The 18744-nt window shown below is 60.4% G+C and carries 18 protein-coding genes; 14 read left to right on the top strand and 4 right to left on the bottom strand.

The window, feature by feature from the left end; translation table 11 throughout:
- Positions 1-119: 119 nt before the first annotated feature.
- From I3J13_RS22645 to I3J13_RS22630, 4 genes are all read right to left on the bottom strand, one after another.
- Positions 120-1049 carry a response regulator gene (locus I3J13_RS22645; RefSeq protein ID WP_196380301.1) on the bottom strand — a complete coding sequence of 310 codons (930 nt, stop codon included), beginning with the start codon at positions 1047-1049 and terminating at the stop codon, positions 120-122.
- Positions 1046-4435: a hybrid sensor histidine kinase/response regulator gene (locus I3J13_RS22640; protein WP_196380300.1), complete on the bottom strand. Its 3390-nt coding sequence runs from the start codon at positions 4433-4435 to the stop codon at positions 1046-1048. Before I3J13_RS22640 ends, I3J13_RS22645 begins: the two co-directional genes overlap by 4 nt.
- A gap of 31 nt (positions 4436-4466) precedes the next feature.
- Entirely contained in the window at positions 4467-5237 is a 771-nt protein-coding gene (locus I3J13_RS22635; RefSeq protein ID WP_196380299.1) for an SDR family oxidoreductase, read from the bottom strand.
- A 218-nt stretch (positions 5238-5455) separates the two neighbouring features.
- Complete coding sequence (locus I3J13_RS22630) at positions 5456-6490, bottom strand: glutamine synthetase beta-grasp domain-containing protein (protein WP_035260390.1); 1035 nt, start codon at positions 6488-6490, stop codon at positions 5456-5458.
- 480 nt (positions 6491-6970) lie between these two features.
- Between I3J13_RS22630 and I3J13_RS22625 the strand changes: the two genes are divergently transcribed.
- The 14 genes from I3J13_RS22625 (at position 6971) to I3J13_RS22560 (ending at position 18743) form a co-directional block, all read left to right on the top strand.
- The gene (locus I3J13_RS22625; protein WP_196380298.1) at positions 6971-7177 is read left to right on the top strand and encodes a DUF2735 domain-containing protein; all 207 of its coding nucleotides are present in this window, start codon (positions 6971-6973) and stop codon (positions 7175-7177) included.
- Between the two features lie 354 nt (positions 7178-7531).
- Positions 7532-8821 (top strand): urea ABC transporter substrate-binding protein, encoded by a 1290-nt coding sequence (gene urtA / locus I3J13_RS22620; protein WP_035219970.1) that lies wholly within the window; start codon positions 7532-7534, stop codon positions 8819-8821.
- Between the two features lie 281 nt (positions 8822-9102).
- Positions 9103-10716 carry an urea ABC transporter permease subunit UrtB gene (urtB, locus tag I3J13_RS22615; protein ID WP_196380297.1) on the top strand — a complete coding sequence of 538 codons (1614 nt, stop codon included), beginning with the start codon at positions 9103-9105 and terminating at the stop codon, positions 10714-10716.
- Positions 10713-11888, top strand: coding sequence for an urea ABC transporter permease subunit UrtC (urtC, locus tag I3J13_RS22610; protein WP_196380296.1), 1176 nt, complete (start codon positions 10713-10715; stop codon positions 11886-11888). The genes urtB and urtC overlap by 4 nt, the downstream gene beginning before the upstream one ends.
- 7 nt (positions 11889-11895) lie before the next feature.
- Entirely contained in the window at positions 11896-12657 is a 762-nt protein-coding gene (gene urtD / locus I3J13_RS22605; RefSeq protein ID WP_020808761.1) for an urea ABC transporter ATP-binding protein UrtD, read from the top strand.
- Positions 12658-12853: 196 nt separating this feature from the next.
- Positions 12854-13549, top strand: a complete 696-nt coding sequence (gene urtE / locus I3J13_RS22600) for an urea ABC transporter ATP-binding subunit UrtE (RefSeq protein ID WP_031233384.1) — start codon at positions 12854-12856, stop codon at positions 13547-13549.
- Positions 13550-13859: 310 nt separating this feature from the next.
- Complete coding sequence (locus I3J13_RS22595) at positions 13860-15113, top strand: CE1 family esterase (RefSeq protein ID WP_080850992.1); 1254 nt, start codon at positions 13860-13862, stop codon at positions 15111-15113.
- Complete coding sequence (locus I3J13_RS22590; RefSeq protein WP_196380295.1) at positions 15020-15871, top strand: urease accessory protein UreD; 852 nt, start codon at positions 15020-15022, stop codon at positions 15869-15871. The genes I3J13_RS22595 and I3J13_RS22590 overlap by 94 nt, the downstream gene beginning before the upstream one ends.
- 105 nt (positions 15872-15976) lie before the next feature.
- Positions 15977-16279: an urease subunit gamma gene (locus I3J13_RS22585; protein WP_031233386.1), complete on the top strand. Its 303-nt coding sequence runs from the start codon at positions 15977-15979 to the stop codon at positions 16277-16279.
- Between the two features lie 22 nt (positions 16280-16301).
- Complete coding sequence (locus I3J13_RS22580) at positions 16302-16859, top strand: hypothetical protein (RefSeq protein ID WP_196380294.1); 558 nt, start codon at positions 16302-16304, stop codon at positions 16857-16859.
- Complete coding sequence (locus tag I3J13_RS22575) at positions 16856-17161, top strand: urease subunit beta (protein ID WP_020808767.1); 306 nt, start codon at positions 16856-16858, stop codon at positions 17159-17161. The genes I3J13_RS22580 and I3J13_RS22575 overlap by 4 nt, the downstream gene beginning before the upstream one ends.
- Position 17162: 1 nt before the next feature.
- Entirely contained in the window at positions 17163-17519 is a 357-nt protein-coding gene (locus tag I3J13_RS22570) for a GFA family protein (protein ID WP_020808768.1), read from the top strand.
- A gap of 9 nt (positions 17520-17528) precedes the next feature.
- Positions 17529-17945, top strand: a complete 417-nt coding sequence (locus I3J13_RS22565) for a lysozyme inhibitor LprI family protein (protein ID WP_420867951.1) — start codon at positions 17529-17531, stop codon at positions 17943-17945.
- Between the two features lie 15 nt (positions 17946-17960).
- Complete coding sequence (locus I3J13_RS22560) at positions 17961-18743, top strand: hypothetical protein (protein ID WP_196380292.1); 783 nt, start codon at positions 17961-17963, stop codon at positions 18741-18743.
- The last annotated feature ends 1 nt before the right edge of the window (position 18744 follow it).

Below are 18744 nucleotides of genomic sequence, written 5' to 3'. Positions count from 1 at the left end.
GCTACCGCGGACTTCTCCCCGGCGGGGAGAAGAAACAAGCGGCGGACGCTCGCCCAATAAGCGGACATAGTAAACTCAAGCGGAATATGTCGGACAATCTACCATAATAATGGCTGTCGTCACCCCTGATGCAGAATATGCGCCGCCTTCACAGCCGCCGATGCCCGGTTTTCCACCCCGAGCTTCACATAGATCTGCTCCAGATGCTTGTTCACGGTTCTCGCGGAAAGGCCGAGAATATCGCCAATATCGCGGTTGGACTTGCCCCTCGCGATCCACAGCAACACTTCCGATTCCCGGGCGGTGAGGGAAAAATGCTCGCGCAGCAGGTGGTCGCCGGATTTCTCATTGGCGGCGGTGAGGCGGAAGAGGAATTCATCCGGCCCCATGGCGCCAAGGAAGGACAGCTGCAGGGCAGGCCGCCCGGCCTCGGTGATCGTCAGCGGCACGTCGCGGCCGGTTTCCGCCGCCGCCCGTTCTGCGAGCCAGCGGCCGATATGGCTGGTGACGATTTCCATGCCGTCGTCGCGGCCGGTGGCGGCGTTGACGAGCCGCGTCGCCTGTGGCGTCGACCAGTGGATGGCGCCATTGGCGCGCACGGCAAGCAGGTGGCGGCCGGCGGCATCGAGCGCGACGCGGGCGCTTTGGGCCGAGCGGGCATTGGAAAGGTGCACGCGGATGCGGGCGCGCAACTCATCGATGTTGATCGGCTTGGTCAGATAATCGACACCGCCGGATTCGAGTGCCCGCACCACATGTTCGGTCTCCGTCAGCCCGGTCATGAAGATGACGGGTACCTGCGTCACCGCCGCATTGGCCTTCAGGCGGCGGCATGTCTCGAAACCGTCCATGGCCGGCATGACGGCGTCGAGCAGGATGATATCGGGCGTGATGCGTTCGGCAATGTTGAGCGCGGCCTGGCCAGAGGTGGCGATGAGGGCGGAAAAGCCTGACTGTTCCAGCGCATCGGTGAGGAACCCGAGTGCTTCCGGGCTGTCATCCACCAGCAATACGATGTCTCTCGGGGCTGCCGCCGCCTGACCGCTCATGCCTTGCCGTCTCCCGTGTCACTATCCGCAAACCGTTTGAGAAAATGCGCATAACCGGCCAGATCGAAGGCCTGCACATAGGTGCCGAGCTCCTGCGTGAAGGGCAGGTTTTCCGTGTTGCGGGCAAGATCGGCGAGTTTCGCCTCGATGCCGCGTATGTAGCCTATTTCGCCGAGCCGCTGCAAATCCTGAATGTGAATTGCGCCGGGATGGACGATCTGCGCCACGGGCGATGGCGGGGGCGGCATATCCGCCTCGTAGATCCATTTCAGGCCGAGATGCACGGCAAGCCTGTCGCAAAGCTGGCGGATATCGACAGGCTTGGCGATGGCGTCATTGTGGTTGTCTTCTCCAGCACCCGCCACTGTCCCGTCGCCGATATTGGCCGAGAGCATGATGAGCGGTGCAGTCTGGCCGGCTTCACGCAGTTTCGTCACAAGCTGCCAGCCGGTCATGCCGGGCATGGAAATATCGATGAGGAAGAGGTCCGGCTTCACGCCTTCGATGAGCGTCAGGCATTCCGGTCCGCTTTGCGCCGTCAGCACCACGAAATCCAGCGGCGAGAGCACCTGCCGCATCAGCTCGCGGTGATCCTCATTGTCATCGACCACGACAATGGTGCGGCGCGGCCCGGAATAGGAGCGGATGGTCTTTTCCGCCGCCGGCGCCGTGCTTGGCCGGTGCACGGCAGAGAGCATGAGGCGCACGCGGAAGGTGGAGCCTTCATCCTTTGTGCTGGAAACGGAAATTTCACCGCCGAGCGTGTTGGTGAGGAGCCTTGTGATGGTCAGGCCGAGGCCGAGGCCGGGCATGGGGCGCACGCTGTCTGCCTCGCCGCGCTGGAAGGGTTCGTAGATGCGGGCGAGGTCTTTTTCGGCAATGCCGCGGCCGGTATCTGAGACGGTGAAGCTCGCCACCTGGCTGCGATAACCGACATCGAAGGTGACGGCGCCCTCATCGGTGAATTTGATGGCGTTGGAGATGAGGTTGACGAGAATCTGGCGCAGCCGCTTTTCATCGGTGCGGACATATTGCGGCAGGGCCCGCGACCGGTCGTGGCGGAACTCCAGCCCCTTGGCCTGCGCCTGCGGGCGGAACATGTCGACGATCTGGTCGAGAAAATCCTGAATATTGATCTCGTTGGAGTAGACCTGCAGACGCCCGGCCTCGATTTTGGAAATATCGAGAAGCCCGTCGATCAGGCCGGACAGGTGATCGGCCGAGCGGCGGATGACCTTGATCGCCGATTGCCGGGGCGGGGGAATGGTGTCGTCGCGCTCGAGAATCTGGGCATAACCCAGAACGGCATTGAGCGGCGTGCGCAATTCATGGCTGAGGCCCACCACATAACGGCTCTTGGCGCGGTTGGCGGCCTCGGCCGTCTCCTTGGCGTCCTGAAGGGCGGCATCGGTCTTCTTGTGGGCGGCGATTTCCTTGAGCAGCAATGTGTTCTGGCGGGAGGATTCCTCTTCCGCCACCACCCGGCTGTCATGGGCAAGCACGAGGAACCAGCAGACGATGCCGGCAATGACGGCGAAGACGAAAAACACGATGAGGATGGTGCGGTTCACCACATCGGCCGTTTCCGGCGAGGCGGTGCCGACCTGATGGGCGATCATCGCCAATATGCCGCCGATGGCGGTGACGGCAATCGCCGCCGCCATGCCGTAGCGTCCGAGCCGGGTGGCGAGTTTCGCCACCAGCTGATCCGGCAGGAAGGATTTCGCGACGGTTGCGACCTGATAGTTCAGCTTCGCCTTCGGCTTGCACATGTCATGGCAGCGGCTGTCCAGCGAGCAGCAGAGCGAACAGATCGGCGCGGCATAGGCCGGACACCAGGCCATGTCTTCCGGCTCGAAAGGGTGCTCGCAGATGGAGCAGGTGATGCTGCTCTCTTCGCGCCATTTCTGGCGCGGCTTGCGGGCGAGATAAAATCTGCCCTTCGTGCCCCAGGCAATCAGCGGCGAGGCCATGAAAGCGACGATCAGCGTCAGATAGGGCGCGAGCGATGCGGCGAGCGGGCCGAAGGCGCCGAAATGCGCCATCAGCGCGATGGTGGCGGAAAGCGCCATGGAGCCGACGCCGACCGGGTTGATGTCGTAAAGATGGGCGCGCTTGAATTCGATGCCCGGCGGGGCGAGGCCGAGCGGCTTGTTGATGAAGAGATCGGCGGAAATGGTGCAGAGCCACGCCATGGCGATGATGGAGAAGATGCCGAGCGTTTCTTCCAGCAGCCGGTAGATGCCGAGCTCCATCAGAAGCAGCGCGATCGCCACGTTGAAGACCAGCCAGACGACGCGGCCGGGGTGGCTGTGGGTGAGGCGCGAGAAGAAGTTCGACCAGGCGAGCGAACCCGCATAGGCATTCATGACGTTGATCTTCAGCTGCGAGACAACCACGAAGGCGACCATCAGCAGCATGGCCGCCGTCTCGTTGGGGATCATGTAACCGAAGGCAGTGAGATACATCTGCGCCGGATCGGCGGCGCGATCCACCGAGACGCCGGAGCTGAAGGTGAGCACCACGAGGAAGGAGCCGGCGAGCAGCTTCGGCACGCCGACGACGACCCAGCCCGAGCCCGCCAGGAAAACCGCGATGCGGTGGCGCAGGCGGCTTTGCCCCTCGGCCGGCAGGAAGCGCAGGAAGTCCACCTGTTCGCCGATCTGCGACATCAGCGCCAGAATGACGGCGGAGGCCGCGCCGAATTCCACGAGGTTGAAATCCGCGACCGTTCCCGGCGGGCCGGAGGCGTGGTGTATGCCGGCAAAGGCGCGCCAGAGATCGTATTTTTCCCAGTCCATCAAAGCGATGAACACGAAAGGCAGGACGTTGAGGATGATCCAGAAGGGCTGGGTGACGATCTGGAAGCGGCTGATGAGGCGCACGCCGTGGGTGACGAGCGGAATGACCATGACGGCCGAGATGATGTAGCCGATCCACAAGGGAATGCCGAGCGCCAGTTCCAGCGCGCCGGACATGATCGACGCTTCGATGGCGAACAGCATGAAGGTGAAGGCGGCATAGATCAGCGAGGTGATGGTGGAGCCGATGTAACCGAAGCTCGCGCCGCGCGTCAGAAGATCGATATCGACCCCGTGGCGGATGGCATAACGGCTGATCGGCAGGCCGACGGCGAGCATGGCGATGGCGGCGACGAGGATGGCGTAAAAGGCGTTGGTGGTGCCGTAGGAGAGCGTGATCGCGCCGCCGATGGCTTCCAGCGCCAGAAAGGAAATCGCGCCGATGGCGGTGTGGGAAATGCGGTTGGAGGAAAATTGCCGGGCGCTCTTGGCGGTGAAGCGCAGCGCATAATCTTCCAGCGTCTGGTTGGCAACCCAGCGGTTATATTCGCGCCTGACGGGGATGATGCGTTGCCGTGCGGCCATGCCTATCGAGCGCCTTTCCGCAACGGGCCTCTCACAGCCGCACCGACATGCCGCCATCCACCGTCAGCACATGGCCGTTGACGAAGGAGGCCGCGTCGCTGGCCAGAAACAGGGCAGCGCCGGCGATTTCATCCGGCCGGCCCCAGCGCTCCAGCGGCACCCGCAGCTTGGCGAAGGCCACCATCTCAGGATTTTCGGCAAGGGCGGCATTGGTTTCGGTGGCGAACATGCCGGGTGCGATGGCGTTGCTGGTGATGCCGCGTGCGCCATATTCCACGGCGATCGCCCGCATCAGCCCGGTGAGCCCCTGCTTGGCGACAGGATAGATCGCATCCCCCGGCCGGACGATATGGCCGAGAATGGAGGTGATGGTGATGATGCGGCCGTAACCATTGGCGTTCATGGCCTCCGCGGCATCCCGCGATAGCGAGATGGAGGAGGTGAGGTCGGTGCGGATCAGTTCCAGCACGTCCTCGTCGCTGAATTCGGCAAGCGGGCGGCGGTCGCGCGCGCCGACATTGTTGACGAGGATATCGAGATGGCCGAACTCGTCCATGATACGGCGAACAAGGGCGCTGCCGGCTGCGGTATCGGCAATATCGAAGGCAGCGTAATCGGCCTTGCCGCCAGCCTTGCGCAGCACATCTGTCGCCTGTTCCAGCGTTTCGGCATTGCGGCCGGTCAGCCACACATGCGCGCCCGCTTCGGCAAAGGCGCTGGCAATTTCAAAACCGAGGCCGCGGCCGCTGCCGGTGATGATGGCCGTGCGGTTTTCGAGAGAGAATTTCTGGAGAATGCCCATCGCTCACCTTCTTGCTTTAGAGCGTCGGACCGAAAACAATGTTGCGGTTTTCGGAAAGTCCGAGGCTGTTGGTCAAAGCCACGCCGCTTGTTTGAGCTTGCGTATGGGAAGACTATGCCGTGTGCGGCGCTCGGCGAAAGGTCGCCTGCCCGGCCCGGCCGTTCGGTGGACAGAAAAATGGCGTCGCCCGGTTGCGGGCGACGCCATGTCTTGGCTTATCAGGCAGCAGCCGACTTTGCGAGCGGCACTTCTGCGATTGTCTTCAGAACGACGGAAGCGATCTGGTAAGGGCAGCCTTGAGAGTTCGGACGACGGTCTTCGAGGTAACCCTTGTAACCGTTGTTGACGAAGGAATGCGGAACGCGGATCGAGGCGCCACGGTCGGCAACGCCGTAGGAGAACTTGTTCCACGGAGCGGTTTCGTGCTTGCCGGTCAGGCGCAGGTGGTTGTCCGGACCGTAAACGTCGATGTGCTCTTTCCAGTTCTTGGCGAAAGCGGCCATGAGGGCTTCGAAATATTCCTTGCCGCCAACTTCGCGCATGAACTTGGTGGAGAAGTTGCAATGCATGCCCGAACCGTTCCAGTCGGTGTCGCCGAGCGGCTTGCAATGGAATTCGACGTCGATGCCGTACTGTTCGCAAAGACGCAGCAGCAGGTAACGGGCGATCCAGATCTGGTCGGCGGCGCGCTTGGAGCCCTTGCCGAATACCTGGAATTCCCACTGGCCCTTGGCCACTTCGGCGTTGATGCCTTCGTGGTTGATGCCGGCTTCGAGGCAGAGGTCGAGGTGCTCTTCAACGATTTCGCGGGCAACCGAACCGACATTCTTGAAGCCGACGCCGGTGTAATAAGGACCCTGCGGAGCCGGGTAACCCTGTTCCGGGAAGCCGAGCGGGCGGCCGTCCTGGTAGAAGAAATATTCCTGTTCGAAGCCGAACCATGCGTCCTCGTCGTCGAGGATGGTTGCGCGGCTGTTCGAAGCATGCGGGGTGACGCCATCGGGCATCATGACTTCGCACATGACGAGTGCACCGTTGGAGCGGGCCGGGTCGGGATAGATCGCGACGGGCTTCAGCACGCAATCCGACGAGTGGCCTTCGGCCTGCTGCGTGGACGAGCCATCAAAGCCCCAAAGCGGCAGCTGCTCGAGTGTGGGGAATTCGTCGAATTCCTTGATCTGGGTCTTGCCGCGCAGGTTGGGGACCGGCTTGTATCCGTCCAGCCAGATGTACTCGAGTTTGAACTTAGTCATTACGAACCTCTCATAGGTAACAATGCGAAGCCTTGAGGCCTCCCGTGGCTTTGGCCACCGAAGCGCATTCGCGTTCAAGGGCTGACCCCTTAGATGCATGTCGCGTGCCAGATTGGCGATATCAGGCGATTTTTTCGAAAAATCTTTCAGGGGCCCTGTCGCGCAGGAGCCTGGATATCGCGCGCGGATGGTTCTGCTGCACTGCGGCAGGCAAATTCACCCCTCATGTTTCATCATTGAATCCTGATAGATAGCTGGCGTCTCCCGGCGGAATGCCCTGCTGCGGTGCAATGATTTCGGTTGCGCGCGAGGGATTGGCATTTGCCCCAAAAACCGGCGCTTTCGGAATGGTTTTTCTTGTAGATGAGACGATTAATGCCTATATTTTTCGCAAGTTGATTTTTTTTTAATCAAACGGAGCGAATCTGGCCTTTGCGGGTTAGCTCCAGACATAAAGTGCTTCGATGCAAACAAAGTGAGATGATCGAAATGGCAACTGGCATTCATCGCGAGACGGCAACGATCTATCAATTCCCGGTCGGCGGGCGCGCGGGTCTTTCCAAGTTCCGTAACAGCGCGCTGAGCGAGCTTGAGCGTCAGGCGCAGGAGCCGCATATCGATTTCGGTTCGTGGTATCACGACGATGCGATCCGCGACGAAGAGCGGAACGACAAGCCGCATTCCTGATGGCCGCATTCCTGATGTGAGACCGTGCTGCGCATTTCTTCTCCCCGTGGGGGAGAAGGTGGCCCGAAGGGTCGGATGAGGGGGCAACCCCTCCGTATATCGCGGCGCTCGCCCCCCTCATCCCGCTGCCGCGGACTTCTCCCCGGCGGGGAGAAGAAACAAGCTGAGGCCTCCTGCTTCACAGGCAGGCACCTTCAGGTTCAGCTTATTCCCCCTCATGCATCTTTCGCCACCCCGCCTACGTCAATTGACGTATACGGTTTCGCTCTCACGAGATCGATAGTCCCTCCCAGCAGCGGCCGCAGATGCCGCTGAGCCTCCACGAGAGGCCAAACAAGGAGAGGGGTTCTTCCGATGATATTCCGCAAGACGCTTAGTGCCGCGCTGCTTGGCGCGATCCTGTCCACCACCGCCTTCCATGGCGCTTTTGCCGCTGACGACACCATCAAGGTCGGCGTGCTGCATTCGCTGTCCGGCACCATGGCCATTTCAGAGACGACGCTGAAGGACGCCATGCTGATGCTCATCGACGAGCAGAACAAGAAGGGCGGCGTGCTTGGCAAGAAACTCGAAGCCGTGGTGGTCGATCCGGCTTCCGACTGGCCGCTCTTTGCCGAAAAGGCCCGCCAGCTGATTTCGCAGGACAAGGTCGCCGCCGTTTTCGGCTGCTGGACGTCCTCCTCGCGCAAATCCGTGCTGCCGGTCTTCGAGGAACTGAACTCGATCCTGTTCTACCCGGTTCAGTATGAGGGTGAAGAATCCTCGCGCAACATCTTCTACACGGGTGCCGCACCCAACCAGCAGGCCATTCCGGCTGTAGACTACCTCGCCAATACCGAAGGCGTTGAGCGCTGGGTTCTGGCCGGCACGGACTATGTCTATCCGCAGACCACCAACAAGATCCTGAAGGCCTACCTGATGTCGAAAGGCGTCAAGGAAGAGGACATCATGATCAACTACACGCCGTTCGGTCATTCCGACTGGCAGACGATCGTGTCCGACATCAAGAAGTTCGGTTCGGCCGGCAAGAAGACCGCCGTGGTTTCCACCATCAACGGCGACGCCAACGTGCCTTTCTACAAGGAACTGGCGAACCAGGGCATCAAGGCTGAAGACATTCCCGTCGTCGCCTTCTCGGTCGGTGAAGAAGAACTTGCCGGTCTCGATACCGCACCGCTGGTCGGCCACCTTGCCGCCTGGAACTACTTTCAGTCCGTCGATGCGCCGGTCAATGCCGAGTTCATCAAGACTTGGCATGCCTTTACCAAGAACGACAAACGCGTGACCAACGACCCGATGGAAGCCGCCTATATCGGCTTCAACGCCTGGGTAAAGGCCGTCGAATCCGCCGGCACGACGGATACGGACAAGGTTCTCGACTCGATTATCGGCGTTTCCGTACCGAACCTTTCGGGCGGCTACTCCACCGTCATGCCGAACCACCACATCACCAAGCCGGTGCTGATCGGCGAAATCCAGGCCGATGGCCAGTTCGAAATCGTGCAGCAGACGCCGCAGGTCGTGGGTGACGAGTGGTCGGATTATCTGCCGGATTCGAAGGATCTGATCTCGGACTGGAGGAAGCCGATGTCCTGCGGCAACTTCAATGTGGCCAGTGGGAAGTGCGGCGGCAAGGGTAGCTGATAGCGGGTGGTTGCCGCCCCCGTTGTTGGGGGCGGTTTTCTCATTGGAAACTGAACAAGCATGCCCCCCTCTGCCCTGCCGGGCATCTCCCCCACAGGTGGGGAGATCGACTCGAGGCAAGGTTTCGCCCTTCTCATTGGTTGAGATAGAGCGACGCAGGCGCGCCTTGCCGATCTCCCTCCTTGTGGGGGAGATGCCCGGCAGGGCAGAGGGGGGTGAGCGGCATACTCAAGTGGCATTACCCACAAACGCCCCGTCGCAAACCGCCCAAGGAACCCGACATGACGATCCGATCTTTTCTCGGAGCCATCTTCATCTGGCTCACCCTGGGGATCGCAGCCCAATCCTTCGCGCAAAGCGAGCCGAAGGCGCTGATCGACCAGCTCGGCACGGCGGATTTCAAGCAGGCCGAAGTGCTGATCGGGCAGATTGCCGCCACGGGCGATGCGCGTGTCGTGCCGGCGCTCGAGGCTTTTGCGGCGGGCGATCTTTACGTGCGCAAGGCCGACAATCTGGTGTTCATGACGAAGCCGGCAGGCTCCAATTTTACGCTGATCGATCCGCTTTCAGGCGAAAGCGCCGGTGAAGCCCCGAAGGCCGCCGTCGCCAAGATCAAGGTCAACAATAATCTGCGCCGCGTCATCCGCGCCGCACTTGGCGGGCTGACCCTGCTCAGCCCGGAGAAATCCGTTCGGCTTTCCGCGGCAGACGCCGTTCTGAAAGCGCCGAGCGCCGAAAATCTCGAACTGCTGGAAGCGGCCATCGCCAAGGAGGCCGATACTGAGGTGCGGACCCGGATGGAGGAGGCGCGGGCTGTCTCGCTGCTCTCCTCCGAACGGTCAATCGAACAGAAGAAAGAGGCAATCGCCACCATCAAGAGCCTTGGTGGGCGCGATGCCATCGGCATTCTGATGGCGGCTTCCTCGTCGGTGGATCAGAGCCTGAAACCCGATATCGACAGCGCCATATCGAGCATCGAAAGCTCTCTTGCCTTCTGGGATTATGCGCAGAACGTCTGGTACGGCCTGTCGCTCGGTTCCGTGTTGCTGCTTGCCGCCATCGGCCTTGCCATCACCTTCGGCGTGATGGGCATCATCAACATGGCGCATGGCGAGATGGTGATGATCGGCGCCTATTCCACCTTCATGGTGCAGGAGGTGATCCGCACGCATTTCCCCGGCCTGTTCGACTGGTCGCTTGCCATCGCTCTGCCCGCCGCCTTTCTGGTGACGGCCTTTGTCGGCCTCGTGATGGAGCGTGGCGTCATTCGTTTCCTTTACGGGCGGCCGCTCGAAACGCTTCTCGCCACCTGGGGCATCTCGCTCATCCTGCAACAGGGCGTGCGCTCCATCTTTGGCCCCACCAATCGTGAGGTCGGCAGCCCGAGCTGGATGTCCGGCTCCTTCAGCGTCGGTTATCTCAATTTCACCTGGAACCGGGTGTGGATCGTCTGCTTCTCGCTTTCGGTGTTCTTCGCGCTGCTGGTTCTCCTGAAGCGCTCCGCCTTTGGCCTGCAGATGCGCGCCGTGACCCAGAACCGTCGCATGGCTTCCTCCATGGGCATCCGCACGCCGTGGGTGGATGCCTTCACCTTCGCGCTCGGTTCGGGCGTTGCCGGCCTTGCCGGCGTGGCGCTGTCGCAGATCGACAATGTCTCGCCCAATCTCGGCCAGAGCTACATCATCGACAGTTTCATGGTGGTGGTGTTCGGCGGCGTCGGCAATCTCTGGGGAACTTTGGTCGGCGCCCTGTCTCTCGGCGTGCTCAACAAGTTCCTTGAGCCGACGGTCGGCGCCGTGCTCGGCAAGATCCTCGTCCTCGTCCTCATCATCCTGTTCATCCAGAAGCGGCCGCGCGGTCTCTTCGCACTCAAGGGAAGGGCGATCGAAGCATGATTACCGGCTTCCTCCTGCGCGCGCTCGACCGCCGCATCTCCATCGCCATCGGCATCATTCTGGCCATCGCCGTGCTGGTGCCGGCCTCCAACCTGCTTTTGCCGGCCGACAGCGCATTCCGCATCCCGACCTATATCATGTCGATGCTGGGCAAATATCTGGCTTATGCGCTGCTGGCGCTCGCGCTCGATCTCGTCTGGGGTTATTGCGGCATTCTCTCGCTCGGCCATGCCGCCTTCTTCGCGCTCGGCGGTTATGCCATGGGCATGTATCTGATGCGGCAGATCGGCACGCGCGGGGTTTACGGCCATCCGGTGCTGCCCGATTTCATGGTGTTCCTCAACTGGAAGGAACTGCCGTGGTTCTGGCAAGGCTTCGACATGTTCTGGTTTGCGGCGCTGATGGTGCTTATCGTGCCGGGGCTGCTGGCCTTCGTGTTCGGCTGGTTTGCCTTCCGCTCGCGCGTCAACGGCGTTTATCTCTCCATCATCACCCAGGCCATGACCTATGCGCTGCTGCTTGCCTTCTTCCGCAACGACATGGGTTTCGGCGGCAATAATGGGCTCACCGATTTCAAGGATATTCTCGGCTTTTCCGTGCAGGCGGATGGCACGCGCGCCGTGCTCTTTGCCATGACGGCGGTGATGCTGGCGCTCTCGCTGCTGATTGCCTCCGGCATCGTCAATTCCAAATTCGGCAAGGTGCTGGTGGGCGTGCGCGATGCCGAAAGCCGGGTGCGGTTCCTCGGTTTTCGGGTGGAAAACATCAAGCTCTTCACCTTTGTCGTCTCAGCCATGATGGCGGGCATTGCCGGTGCGCTGTTCGTGCCGCAGGTGGGCATCATCAATCCCGGCGAATTTTCGCCCGCCAACTCCATCGAAGTGGTGGTGTGGACGGCGGTGGGCGGGCGCGGCACGCTGATCGGGCCGATCATCGGTGCGCTGCTCGTCAATGGCGGCAAGAGCTATTTCACCGGCGCTTTCCCCGAATTCTGGCTGTTTGCGCTGGGCGGGCTCTTCATTGCGGTGACGCTGTTCTTCCCCAAGGGCATCGTCGGCACGCTGCAACACTATCTGGCCCGACGGCGCGAAAAGCGGGTCGCGCTCGCGGCAGGCGACGCCCAGCCGGGCAATGACAGCGGCTCGACAGTGGCGCAACAGGCGGCGGAGTGAGGCGGACATGAACACGATTTCCGAAAACAGAACGAAAAGCCTGCTTTATCTCGACGGCGTCTCGGTGTCCTTCGATGGTTTCAGGGCGCTCAATTCCCTCTCCTTCGTGGTGGAACCGGGTGAGCTGCGCGCCATCATCGGCCCGAACGGTGCGGGCAAAACAACGATGATGGACATCATCACCGGCAAGACAAGGCCGGATACGGGCACGGTGCTGTTCGAAGACAGTATCGACCTCACCAAAAAGGACGAGGCGGATATTGCCCAGCTCGGCATAGGGCGGAAGTTCCAGAAACCGACGGTTTTCGAAAGCCATACCGTCTGGGACAATCTGGAACTGGCGCTCAACCGCAAGCGCGGCGTTTTCGCGACGCTGTTTTACCGGCTGACGGAAGAGGACAAGGCCCGCATCGAGGAAATCCTCGCCACCGTGCGCCTCGGCCACCGCCGCGGCGATCTTGCCGCCAACCTCTCGCACGGCCAGAAACAATGGCTGGAAATCGGCATGCTCTTGGCGCAGGAGCCGAAGCTGCTGTTGGTGGACGAGCCGGTGGCCGGCATGACGGATGCGGAAACCGCCGAAACCGCCGTGCTTTTGAAGGAAATCGCCAAGACCCGTTCGGTGGTGGTGGTGGAGCATGACATGGGTTTCATCCGCGAACTGGGGGTGAAGGTGACGTGCCTTGCCGAAGGCTCGGTACTGGCGGAGGGATCGATCGATTTTGTGTCGAACGATCCGAAGGTGATCGAGAATTATCTGGGGCGGTGATGGAAGCGTCTGCGTTCGCCATACCCCCCTCTGCCCTGCCGGGCATCTCCCCCTCAAGGGGGGAGATCAGATGCCGCACCCGCCCGTTCCATGGGCAGAGTTTTTGCCGCTTGCCGATCTCCCCCCTTGAGGGGGAGATGCCCGGCAGGGCAGAGGGGGGTAACGCCTCCCGCCAATGCGCCAATGGAGTTTCACCATGCTGAACGTCGACAACATCAACCTCCATTACGGCGCAGCGCAGGCCCTGCGCGGCGTTTCGCTGACGGCGGAGATGGGCAAGATCACCTGCGTCCTCGGCCGCAACGGGGTGGGCAAAAGCTCGCTGCTGCGGGCCGTTACCGGCCAGCACGCCATCAGTGCCGGGACGATCAGCTTTGAAGGGGCGGCGCTGGATGGGTTGGCGCCTTACCACCGGGCCAAGCGCGGCGTTGGCTACGTCCCGCAGGGGCGAGAAATCTTTCCGCTGCTCAGCGTGCAGGAGAATCTCGAAAGCGGCTACGCGCCGCTGCCGCGTAAGGAACGGTTCATTCCCGACGATATTTTCAGCCTGTTTCCGGTGCTGCAATCCATGCTGGGAAGGCGCGGCGGCGATCTCTCCGGCGGCCAGCAGCAGCAGCTCGCCATCGGCCGGGCGCTGGTGACGCGACCGAAGATCCTCGTTCTCGACGAGCCGACCGAGGGCATTCAGCCGTCGATCATCAAGGATATCGGCCGGGCGATCAAATATCTGCGCGATTCCACCGGCATGGCGATCCTGCTGGTCGAGCAATATCTGGATTTCTGCCGCGAGCTTGCCGATTACGTCTACATCATGGACCGGGGCGAAATCGTGCATCAGGGGCTGGCCGAAACGCTGGATACGCCGGAAGCGCGGCGTCACCTGACAGTATAAATCGAGACATAATTTGGAGCGTGATTTAGGCGAAAACCGCTCACACTTTTCGCCATCACGCTCGCAAACCCTTGCGCGCCGATCACGGCGTGCAAACGGCCGATTAATATTTTGAAAGCCTATGCGCCTCGACATGGCTTTCATGCGTAATTTTAGCATTTCATTGAATAATTGCCTGTGATATTGGCAGCGCAAATGCTGCATGCGAGACACAGGAAAAGTCTATTCGCACGCCGCGACAGTTGATCCCTTACATTCCACGCACGTCCGACGTATCGTCGGGAAAACCGTGCCCAATAAAGGCGTGTCAATGCATCAAGACTTTGCCATTGGCCGGACCGCCCGGCTGTTCCGCTCTGCCCGCACCCTCTTTCTGGGTCTTGCGATGTGCGCGAGCGCCGGTGTCGCAGCGTCGGCATCGACCTGCGGTCAGTTGCCCGGACCCGGCATGGAACCGGGCAGGCATGATTTTTCCATTCTCTCCAACGGTGAAAAACGCGACGGCGTCTATTTTGTTCCCTCGGCCTATGATGGAAAAAAGCCGCTGCCTGTCGTGTTCGATTTCCATGGCTCCAACAGCAATCCGCACGGCCAGCTGAACCGCAGCGGCTGGGACAAGCTGGCCGAGCGTGACGGTCTGGTGGTCGTGGCGCTGGCCGGCAGCCTGAATGGCGAATTGCCGGGCACCCATGCCTGGAATGTTCCCGGCGTCACCAAGCGTCCGGGCGGGCTGGACGAGGTCGGCTTCATTCGCGATGCCATCACCATGGTGAAGGGCAAGTTCTGCGTGGATGAGGAGCGTTTTTACGGCTCCGGTTATTCCGGCGGCGGGCGCATGCTCTCGCAATTCATCTGCAATGGCAGCGCGGATTTCACCGCTGCCGGTTTCGTCGCCTCGCTGCGCGCGGGTTATCCGCTGGAGACCGAGGGCAAATGGGCACCGGATGCGGCAAGCTGCACGCCGGCGCGGCCGATGTCGATCATCGCCTTTGCCGGGCTGAAGGATCCCGCCAACCCCTATCAGGGCGGCGGCAAATCCTACTGGCAATATGGCGGCGAGACGGCGCTGAAGCGCTGGGCCGAGATGGACGGCTGCAAGGGCGCTGCCAAAAGCAAGGTGGGCGAAAGTTTCACCGTCAATTCCTACGATGTCTGCAAGGCCGGCGCACGCATTCAGTCCTATGTCATCAACGACTGGGACCACGCCTGGCCGCGCGCCACCATGAAGGCGGAAGTGCTGGCCGCAAGCGCCGTCGTCACCCGCAAGCCGGGCGGCGAACAGACGCCGAAGGCGGAACCGGCCGTGGAGCGCAAGATGCCCACAGGCGAAGTGACGCGCACGGTTGATGCGGCGGAAAGAATGTGGGATTTCTTCCGCAATACGGAAGGGCAGCTGGTCGTGGATGCCGTCGTCAAGAAGGATTGCGGCGCAAAGGCCTCATCCGCTTCCGCAACCGCTTCGGAGACCGCGTGCAGCCAGAACAGCAAGCCATCGGCCCTTCCGGTCGCCAAGACGCTCAACCTGTCCGGCAGCAGCGCGCCCGTGGCAGAGGACGCATTGTAACCAAAGCGGTTGAAGGGCGCAGCCGGCTGAAGGAATTGTTCCAGGAAGGCTGCGCCAAAATCCGCCTGCCGGAAACCTTTTCAAACGAAGCCGAAGCCATTCTCATCAATTCCTCCGGCGGTCTGACCGGCGGAGACGAACTCGAATGGCAGGCGGTTGCGGGCGCCGGCACCTCGCTGGTGGTGACCACGCAGGCCTGCGAGAAGGTCTACAAGGCATCCTCCGGAACCGCCACCGTTACCGCCCGCGTTTCCGCCGGGCCGGGCGCCAGATTGCACTGGCTGCCGCAGGAAACCATCCTTTTCGACCGGGCGTCGCTGACCCGCCGGCTGGAAGCCGATCTCGACCAATCTTCCGAATTCATCGCCGTCGAAGCCGTGCTGCTCGGCCGCCAGGCCATGGGCGAGGCGATGACGCGTGGCCTTTTTCGCGACCGCTGGCGTATTCGCCACGGGGGTAAGCTGGTGCATGCCGAAGAGCTTCTGCTGGAAGGCGAGGTAGCGGCGCTGACCGCGAAACCGGCGGTTCTGGCCGGTCAGGTCGCCTTTGCGACGCTGCTTTATATCGGGCCGCTGGCTGAGGCGCTTCTGCCTAAAATCCGGGCTATTGCCGGGGAAAGCGGCGGGGCCAGCGAGTGGCAGGGCAAGCTTGTCGTTCGCGTCTCTGCCGAAGATGGTTTCTCCTTGAGAAAATTGCTTTTTCCGATCATTTCGCTCTTGCGAAACGGCGCGCCAGTGCCGAAAGTCTGGAATCTGTAAACCCTTCGGATCGTCGGCAACCGGCGGCCTTCGGGGTCTGTCAACATGTCGGATCTGCTTGCCGCAGCCATGCTTGCGGAACAGGTTCCAAGCTGCGGGACCACGATGAACCTTAGCCCAAGAGAAAAAGACAAGCTGCTGATTTCCATGGCCGCCATGGTGGCGCGCCGCCGGCTGGAACGCGGCGTGAAGCTGAACTATCCCGAGGCGATTGCGCTGATTACCGATTTCGTGGTCGAGGGCGCCCGCGACGGCCGCGCCGTGGCCGAGCTGATGGAAGCCGGCGCGCATGTCATCTCCCGCCATCAGGTGATGGAAGGTGTGGCCGAGATGATCCACGATGTGCAGGTGGAAGCGACGTTTCCCGATGGCACCAAGCTGGTGACCGTTCACGAACCGATACGGTGACCAGCAGAAGCGAGTCTTTGCGATGAATGATGAAGACCACACTTCCAGCGCCAGTAAAACGCCGATTCAAACCCGTGCTAGCGCAGATGTGAGATACCAGTATCTCCTCGAAGAAATGAAGGCCGCGCGTTTTAGGATCGATGAAGAAATCCGAACTATGAATCAGTTCGAGATTCTAACGATCATAGCGATAGGTCTTATATATTGGCTAATATTGAGTGCAGAAAATATTAGCCACCTGTCACTAGGTTTTGCATCATTTTTTCCAGTGTTGATAACGGCGTATGGAATATTTCGTTATCGAGCGCATGCACATGTTGTCAAAGTTCATGAAGCTTATGTCAAAATTCACGTTGAACGAACGCTTTTCGGGAAGATGAGCCTAAAAGGTCTCGTTAAGTATTATGACCGAAAAAAGAACGGTACTCTCAAAACCGCCAGATTTGCTTTCTGGGTCACCACTTTTTGCATATCGCTAAGCTTATTCGTTATCTGTTTGGTTGCGCCGGAGAAAGTTCGCCAGATGGAGGGTAATCTCCAGCAAGACCATAAACTTCTGAGGGTAGAAATACTGCTATGAAACCAGGCGAAATCATTGCCGCAGAGGGCAGCATCGAACTCAATGCCGGCCAGCCGACCGTGACCATCGAAGTCGCCAATTCGGGCGACCGGCCGGTGCAGGTGGGCAGCCACTATCATTTCTTCGAGACCAATGCGGGTCTCCTGTTCGACCGCGACAAGGCGCGCGGCATGCGCCTCGATATTCCGGCCGGCACGGCGGTTCGTTTCGAACCCGGCCAGAAGCGGGAAGTGACGTTGGTGCCGCTTTCCGGCAAGCGCGAGGTTTACGGTTTCCGTCAACAGGTCATGGGGAGGTTATGAAATGGCGACGGCGCATTATCATGGAAGCTGCCAGTGCGGCGATGTGAGCTTCGAGGTCGATGCCGATCTCGACCATACCGTCATCTGCAATTGCTCGCGCTGCAAGCGTCTCGGTTCCACGCTGGCCTTTGCGCCGCGTGAGAAATTCACGCTGCTTTCCGGGGAGGACAAGCTGGCGGAATATCTCTTCAACAAACACAAGATCCATCATCTTTTCTGCTCCACCTGCGGCATCGAGAGCTTTGCTTATGCCGATGGGCCGGATGGAACGCCGATGGTGGCGGTAAACGCCAATTGTCTCGATGGTGTCGATCCCCGGGCGTTGAAGCCGCAGGCTTTCGATGGCGCGGCGGCCTGAGCGATGGAGATGAGCCGAAAAAACGTCCTTCTGGCGGCTGTGCTTCTCTGCGCGACCGCCGGCCTGTCCATGCCGGCCTCTGCGCAAGGCGAGCCGGATTGCAAGGCCCCGCAGACGCAGGCGGACATGACCATCTGCGCCGGCAAGGATTACGAAAAGGCCGACAAGCAATTGAACGCCGAATATCAGAAGCTGCGCAAGCTGCTCACCGAGCGCGACAAGACGGCGGATGCAGACGGCAAGGGTGCGACCGACGCGCTGGTGACTGCCCAGCGCGCCTGGGTGGCGTTTCGTGACGCCAATTGTGCGCTTTCAGGCTTTCAGGCGCGCGGCGGCTCGATGGAGCCGATGTTGATCGCTTCCTGCCGCGCCGAGATGAGCGCCAAGCGGGCGGAAGAACTAAAAACGATGATCGACCAATTTTGAGTGCGGCCTGACACGATGAGCAATGAACATATATTATATATTCCACGCCGCGCAAAAATCGCGATTACCGTCCTTGCGATATTTTTCTTCCTGCTCTCCATCGCAGTTGTTCTGTTCTTGCTGAATGAAAAAGTTGATGCGGGCGTGGTAACCACGGGGCTGACGCTCGCGCAGACATGCGCCGCCGGACTGGGCGTTATTGCCGTGGTTTTTTATACCCGCTTTAACGTGAATGTCTCGTTTCTGAAGAAACGGACCGAGGATTTTCTCATTCGAGAAATACCGGATGCCCTGCGTATCGTCGAATATCAGGAAGGTCATTTCGGAGAATTGACCCCGGCCTACCGGCCAAACCCACTGGTGACGAAAACCCGATTATTGGTGAATTACGACCAGGGCAACCACTATTGCCAGTACCGGGTGCTCGCTTATGGTGTCGATCAGAAAATATATGTTCAGGTGAATGTCAAGCGGCTGGTGGTCTCATATTTTCTCGATGCCGATCCGGCGGAGGGAGCCGATACGAGACATAGGCTGGAATATGTCGTCCGGGCTGCAGAGGCGGCCGGCTATACTTACAAATATGAGGATGTCCATGACAGCGCCCATCGGAACGTCTCTGTTCAGCTGAGATTGTTTAAAGACCTGTCGGACGATTTTTTGGTTAATGCCAGCGAACGTCTTTTCCTCGCGAATGATTTCGCCAGCATGACACGTGCTCTCATCAGGGCATTGCCCGAACGAGTTATAGATTTGCCACTGACCGGCGATTTCGCTGAAACGCCGGAAGTTGCCTAAG

This window comes from Agrobacterium leguminum (assembly GCF_015704895.1).
GTDB lineage: Bacteria > Pseudomonadota > Alphaproteobacteria > Rhizobiales > Rhizobiaceae > Agrobacterium > Agrobacterium leguminum.
The sequence above is the reverse complement of the archived record's forward strand: the minus strand, read 5'-3'. Positions and strand labels throughout refer to the sequence as shown.